Source organism: Lentzea sp. NPDC006480 (assembly GCF_040611995.1).
GTDB lineage: Bacteria > Actinomycetota > Actinomycetes > Mycobacteriales > Pseudonocardiaceae > Lentzea.
Genome location: NZ_JBEXPJ010000277.1, coordinates 1 through 6,851, shown reverse-complemented (window position 1 = coordinate 6,851; position 6,851 = coordinate 1). Strand labels below are relative to the sequence as shown.

3 protein-coding genes are annotated in these 6,851 nt (G+C 71.1%); all 3 read right to left on the bottom strand.

The window, feature by feature from the left end:
• On the bottom strand, positions 1-1,683 hold a 1,683-nt coding region (locus ABZX92_RS44530), incomplete at its 3' end, for a SpoIIE family protein phosphatase (RefSeq protein ID WP_355572038.1).
• Positions 1,684-1,702: 19 nt separating this feature from the next.
• Positions 1,703-3,985 carry a SpoIIE family protein phosphatase gene (locus ABZX92_RS44525; protein WP_355572036.1) on the bottom strand — a complete coding sequence of 761 codons (2,283 nt, stop codon included), beginning with the start codon at positions 3,983-3,985 and terminating at the stop codon, positions 1,703-1,705.
• The coding region (locus ABZX92_RS44520; protein WP_355572034.1) for a response regulator at positions 3,982-6,851 on the bottom strand (2,870 nt) is incomplete at its 5' end. The genes ABZX92_RS44520 and ABZX92_RS44525, both read right to left, overlap by 4 nt.

Genomic DNA, 6,851 nt, shown 5'->3' with positions numbered 1-6,851 from the left:
GGCTTGCTGCTGATGCACCAGTCCTGGTCCGCCGGCACCGAGCACCGGGCCGGTCTCCGCCGCGAGCAGGCGTGCACCGGACGGGTCCAGCACCAGCGGCGGTGGGTGTCCGGCCGCCGCCCAGCACAGTTCACCAGTGCTCCAGTCGAAGATCAGGCAGCTGCACGTGCTGCCGGCCGCACCGTTCACGCGGGTGGCGAACGCGTCCAGGCGCCGCAGCGACTCGGCGGGTGAGTGCCCGTCGAGCAGGTAACCGGTGAGAGCACTGCGCAGCTGGCCCATGACGGCCGCGGCCGCAGGGCCCTTGCCGACCACGTCGCCGACGGTCAGGCCGACCCTGGTGGTTCCGATCGGGACGACCTCGTACCAGTCGCCACCGATCTGGGAGTGCTCGGCGGCCGGCAGGTAGCGGGCAGCGGCCGCGAGTCGTGGCAGCGCGGGAAGTTCGCGAGGCAGCAGGCTTTCCTGCAGTGCGGCGGCGATCTCGTGCTCGCGCTGCAGCAGCAGTTCGCGCTCCGCCTCGGCGCGTTGCCGCTCGGTCACGTCCCGGCCGATCGCCTGCAGACCGGTCGGGGTGCGCTGGACGCTGAGCTCCAGCGCGATCGACGTGCCGTCCGCGCAGCGCGTGGTCACGACGTGCGAGGTGGACTCCTCGGCGGGCAGACCGCCCTCGACGACGTCCGCGACCGGGGTGCCGAGCAGCTGTTCGGGTGCGTAGCCGAGCAGGTCGGTCGTCGCCGGGTTCACCGCGACGAACCGGGTGTCGTGGTCGAGCAGCCAGATCGCGTCGGTGGCCCGTTCCACCAGCTGCCGGTGGCGCAGTTCGCTGTCGCGCAACGCGTTGTCCGCGTGGGCGCGTTGCATGGACTCCCAGCACCGGTTCACCACGACCGAGACCAGGTCGATCTCGTCCGGTGTCCAGTGGCGCACTGTCGCCTGGTGCACGGCCATCGCGGCCGCGAACCGCCCGCGGCGCAGCAACGGCAGGCAGATCACCGCGCGGATGCCCGTCAGCCGGTACGCCGCCAGGTCTTCCGCGTCCAGCCGCGGATCGGTGAGCGAGTCGGCCACCACCCACGGCTCGCCCGCGCGCATCGCGGCCAGGCACCCGTTGCCGAACTCGCGCATCGCGAACCGTCCGGGCAGCGGAGGCAGGCCGGTCGCGTGATCACCGCTCATGACGAAGTGGTTCTCGTCGGCCTCGGCGCGGGCGTACGCGCACCGGTCCACGCCCATGTGCTCGCCGAGCAGCCTCGTCGCGAGCGCCATCAGCTCCTCGGCGTCGTCCAGCCGCTGCGACTCGCGGTCGAGCAGGTCGAGGAACCGTTCCCGCTGGGCGGCGGCCTGCCGTGCGGTCACGTCGATCAGCACGCCGCTGCGGCGGGTGCCGTGCACACGTGCCTTTTCCAGCAACCACACCAGATCTCCCGACCCGGTGGTGACGCGGTAGACCAGCTCGTAGTCGGCTTCCCCGAGCCAGCGCAGGCGTTCGCACTCCTCCCGGTCGTCCGGATGCGTGATCTCGGCCCAGAAGCCGGGAGTGCCGAGCCAGCGTCCGCGGGGATGGCCGAGCAGGTGCTCCACGGAACCGGACACGAAGGTGAGCAGGCGGGTACCCGAGTCGGCCTCCCAGACGACGACCGGCAGGTCGTCGACCAGGGTGGCGAGTTGTGGATCACTCATCTCGGCGCCTCCGCCACGGTCAAGGTAGGTGCACACCCACTATGCAGGTGTCGTCGTCGGTGTTCGACTCGCTGCTGTCGAGCAGGTGGTCGAGCAGGTCCTCCAGCTCCAGCGGGGGACCGGTGACCGCGGCGCACAGCCGGTCGAGGCACTCGTCCAGCGGAACGTCCCTGCGCTCGATCAGGCCGTCGGTGTAGAGCAGGAGCGTGTCTCCCGGTTCCAGGAGCACCTCACCCTCCACATAGGACGCCTCCGCGACCGCTCCGAGCAGCAGACCCGGCAGCATCGGCAGCAGCTCGCCGCGGCCGTCCCTGATCAGCACCGGAGGCAGGTGGCCCGCTCGGGCCCAGCGCAGCACGCGGGTGTTCGGGTCGTACAGGCCGCAGATCGCGGTGGCGATGATGTTGTCGGTGAGGTGGTGCGCGACCAGGTTCAGCCAGGTGAGCACCTGGGCGGGTCCGGCGCCGGTCGTGGCGAGCCCGCGCAGCGCGTTGCGCAGCACCACCATCCCGGTCGCGCCCTTGATGCCGTGGCCGGTGATGTCGCCGACCGCCACCAGCACCTGCTTGGTCGGCAGCACGACCGCGTCGTACCAGTCGCCACCGACCAGCTCCTCCTGCGCGGCCGGCCGGTAGCGCACGGCGATGTGCAGCCCGAACGCGTCGATGGTGGGGTGGGTCGGCGGCATGATCACCTGTTGCAGCTGCAGCGTGAGCCTGTTGCGCTCCGCCGCCTCCTGCGCGGTGATGGCCAGCTGGTCCTGGGTCGCCGACAACGCCACCTCGGTCCAGTGCTGGGCCGACACGTCCTGGTACGCGCCGTGGATCGAGACCAGCGTGCCCTGCGAGTCGAGGACCGGTTCGGCGACCACGCGGACGTGCCGGGTCATGCCGTCGGCGCGCTGCAACCGGAATGCCGCCGACGCGGGCCGGTGGTGGTGCAGAACGTTGCGCAGGAACCCGTTGAGCGCGGGCACGTCGTCGCTGTGCGCATGGGTCGTGATGGCCGACAGCGGGATGGGATCCGTGCCGGGCGGCAGGCCGTAGAGGGCGTACAGCTGGCTGTTCCAGATCACGGTGCCGGTGCGGGGTTCCTCCTCGAAGCCTCCGATGCGGCCGAGCCGCTGGGCGTGCTGCAGGAGGTTCGCGAGGCGGGCCGCCTCGTCCTGCACCCGCCACACGACCAGCACCAGCGCGCCGTGGCGGGTGATGCTCACGCTCGCGGTGACCGTCAGCGGCACCTCGTCGACGAGCGCGGCCAGCCGGATGCGTGCCGCGCGGAACGGCTCACCGGTCGCGTGGACGTGCTCGATCTTGTCGAACAGGTCGCCTTCGGCCGCGGCCAGCGGGTAGGCCTCGAGCAGCAGCTTGCCGGCCACGGCGAGCCGGGGTCTGCCCGCGATGTCCACGAACCGGTCGTTCACGTGGTGCACGCGGAAGTCGGTGAGCGCGCCGTCGGGGGAGACCTCCGGACCGAGCACGAGCGCCGGGTCGAGCAGCCCGTCGGCGAGGTCCGCGAGCTCGGAGGGCGCCGACGCGAGGGGTTCGGGGACCGTCACGTCGAGCGTGCTGGCGCACAGCTCGGCCATCGCCTCCACCTGCTTGTGCACGCTCAACGGCTGCGGCTCCAGCGCGGCGGGCCAGCAGATCTCCAGCACGCCGGTGATCCGGCCGCCGGTGCCCGCGGGGACGGCGACGCGGCCGGGCAGGTCGCTCCCGACGGACGGCAGTCCGGACCGGGCGAGGTCGTCGATCCAGACCGTCTCGCGCGCGGCCAGCGCCCGGCGGGCCGGCGTCGGGACACCGGGCGGGACGTAACGCCAGCGCTGCGCCTCGCCCGTGCTGAACCCGGCGTGCCCGACGAGGGTGAGCGAGGCGTCCGCTCCCGCCGACCAGATCGCCACCGCCGCGGCACCCAGCGGCGTGAGTGCGTGCGTGAACAGCGACTGCGCCACGGACTGCGTGTCGCCCGCCTGCAGCGCGCCGCTCTGCGCGGTGCGCAGGCGGACCGCGGCGCCGCTGTCGTGCTCGTCTGCGGCCGTCGGCGCGACGAGCCCGTCGTCGGACACCTCGTTGATGATCTCGACGGCGAGCTCCAGCTGCGTGATGCCCGCGCGGGTGGCGAGCCGGGCCAGCTGTTCCGCGGCGTCGGCCGGCCCGCAGCGCAGCCGTTCGACGAGCACGCCCTTCGCGAGCTCGACCAGCGCCCTGCCGTCCGCGGCGGCCTGGCTCTCGTCCAGTTCCCGCCGCAGGCGATCGACCGTGGTGGCGAGCCGGTCGACGCCGGCCTGGTCGGTCGTCACCGGGAGTGCATCCACCGGCGCACGCACGAGACCAGGTCGTCGGCGTCGACGGGCTTGGTGACGTAGTCGTTGGCACCGGAGGCGATGCTCTTCTCCCGGTCACCCGGCATGGCCTTCGCGGTCACGGCGATGATCGGCAGCTGCGCGTGGTCCGGCATGGCGCGGATGGCCGTCGTGGCGGCGTACCCGTCCATCTCCGGCATCATCACGTCCATCAGGATCAGGTCGATCTCCGGATGCCCGACCAGCGTGTCGATGCCCTCCCTGCCGTTCTCCGCGTGCAGCACGCGCACACCGTGCAACTCCAGGATGCTGCTGAGCGCGAACAGGTTCCGGGTGTCGTCGTCGACGATCAGCACGGTCTTGTCCGCGAGCGTGCCGTTGCCGCGGTGGGCCGGCTCCTGGTGCCGCTGCTGCTCCGGACGCACCAGCGGGAGCACGTCGCCCGGTCCCTCGGCGTTGAGGTGCAAGGCGATCCGCTCCCGCAGTTCGTCCAAACTGGACAGCAGTTCCAGCGGCCTGGTGCCGCTGCGCGCCTGCAGCTGCCGTTCGTGTTCCGGGGACAGCCGCCGGTTGTTGTGCGCCAGCACGGGAATCGACCGTGCCGCGGTGTCGCCGTCGAGCGCTTCCAGGAAACGCAGCGCCGCGCCGTCCGGCATGTCGAGCTCCAGCACGACGCAGTGGCACGGTTCGGTGGCCAGTGCCACCGCCGCCTCCTCCCGGCCGACGGCGGTGATCACCTCGACCGGGCCGCGCGGGTCGTTGCTCGTGGACAGGTCGGTCACCGCGCTCTGGGCGACCAGCGAGAGCAGGCCCTGCGGTCGTTCCTCGATCACGAGCAGCCTGCGCTTGTGCCCGCTGACGTTCGGGGGAGCGGCTTCGGCAGGCGTGGCGAGCACCGTCTGCTCGTCCGGCTCCCGCACGACCTCCGGGAAGTCCGTGCGGTGCACCGGCAGGTACAGGGTGAACGTGCTGCCCTTGCCCAGCGTGCTCTCCGCGGTGATCGAGCCGCCGAGCAGGTAGGCGATCTCCCGGCTGATCGACAGGCCGAGCCCGGTGCCGCCGTACTTGCGGCTGGTCGTGCCGTCGGCCTGCTGGAACGCCCCGAAGATCGACTCCAGCTGGTGCTCGGCGATGCCGATGCCGGTGTCGCTGACCCGGAACATGATCGCCGGGCCGTGCTCGCGCACCGCCGGCGGCAGCTGGTCGGGCTCGGCGAGCTCGATGCACAGCTCCACGCCGCCGGTCTCGGTGAACTTCACCGCGTTGGAGACCAGGTTGCGCAGCACCTGCTGCAGGCGCGTGTCGTCGGTGACGAGCTCCGCCGGGGTGCCGGGCGCGGTGGCGAGCTCCAGGCTCAGTCCCTTCTGGGAGGTGAGCGGGCGGAACGTGACCTCGACGTAGTCCAGCAGCTGCCGCACCGAGACGCGCTCGGGCGTGATGTCCATCTTGCCCGCCTCGATCTTGGACAGGTCGAGGATGTCGTTGATCAGCTGCAGCAGGTCGGAGCCCGCGGAGTGGATGATGCCCGCGTACTCCACCTGCTTGGGTGTGAGGTTGCGGCTCGGGTTCTGCGCGAGCAGCTGGGCGAGGATCAGCAGGCTGTTGAGCGGGGTGCGCAGCTCGTGGCTCATGTTCGCCAGGAACTCCGACTTGTACTTCGACGCGAGCGCGAGCTCCCGCGCACGGGTCTCCAGCTCCTGGCGTGCCTGTTCGATCTGCAGGTTCTTCGCCTCGATGTCGCGGTTCTGGGTGGCGAGCAGTGCCGCCTTCTCCTCCAGCTCCGCGTTCGAGCGCTGCAGTTCCTCCTGGCGCACCTGGAGCTCACCCGACCGCGACTGGAGCTCGCTGGCCAGCCGCTGCGACTCGGCGAGCAGCTCGTCGGTGCGGGCGTTGGCGATGATGGTGTTGACGTTGACGCCGATGGTCTCCATCAGCTGCTCGAGGAAGTCGCGGTGGATGTCGGTGAACCGGTGCACCGAGGCCAGCTCGATCACGCCGAGCACCTGGTCCTCCACCACGATCGGCAGCACGACGAGGTTCACCGGCGCCGTGCGGCCGAGCCCGGAGGTGATGGCCACGTAGTCGGCGGGCATCTCGTCCACCGCGATCGTGCGGCGGCTGCGAGCCGCCTGTCCCACCAGCGACTGTCCGAACCGGAACCGCGTCGCCCGCGGCCCGTCGGCGGGATGACCGTAGGAGCTGATCAGTCGCAGCTCGTGGTGGTCGTCCGCGTCGTCGGCCAGGTAGAACGCGCCGAACTGGGCCGACACCAGCGGCGTCAGCTCGTCCATGATCAGCTCGGCGACCACGGCCAGGTCCCGGCGGCCCTGCATGAGCCCGGAGATGCGGGCCAGGTTCGACTTCAGCCAGTCCTGGTCCTCGTTGGCCTTCGTGGAGTCGCGCAACGACTCCACCATCGAGTTGATGTTGTCCTTCAGCTCGGCCACCTCACCGGAGGCCTCGACCTTGATCGACCGGGTGAGGTCGCCCTCGGCGACCGCGCTGGTCACCTCGGCGATCGCGCGCACCTGCCTGGTCAGGTTCCCGGCGAGCTCGTTGACGTTCTCGGTCAGCCGCTTCCACGTGCCCGAGACGCCCTCGACCTCAGCCTGGCCGCCCAGGCGCCCCTCGCTGCCGACCTCGCGGGCCACGCGGGTCACCTCGGCCGCGAAGGAGCTGAGCTGGTCGACCATCGTGTTGATCGTCGTCTTGAGCTCGAGGATCTCGCCGCGGGCGTCGACGTCGATCTTCTTCGTCAGGTCGCCCTGCGCGACGGCGGTGGTGACCTGGGCGATGTTGCGGACCTGGTTGGTCAGGTTGTTCGCCATGAAGTTGACGTTGTCGGTGAGGTCCTTCCAGCGCC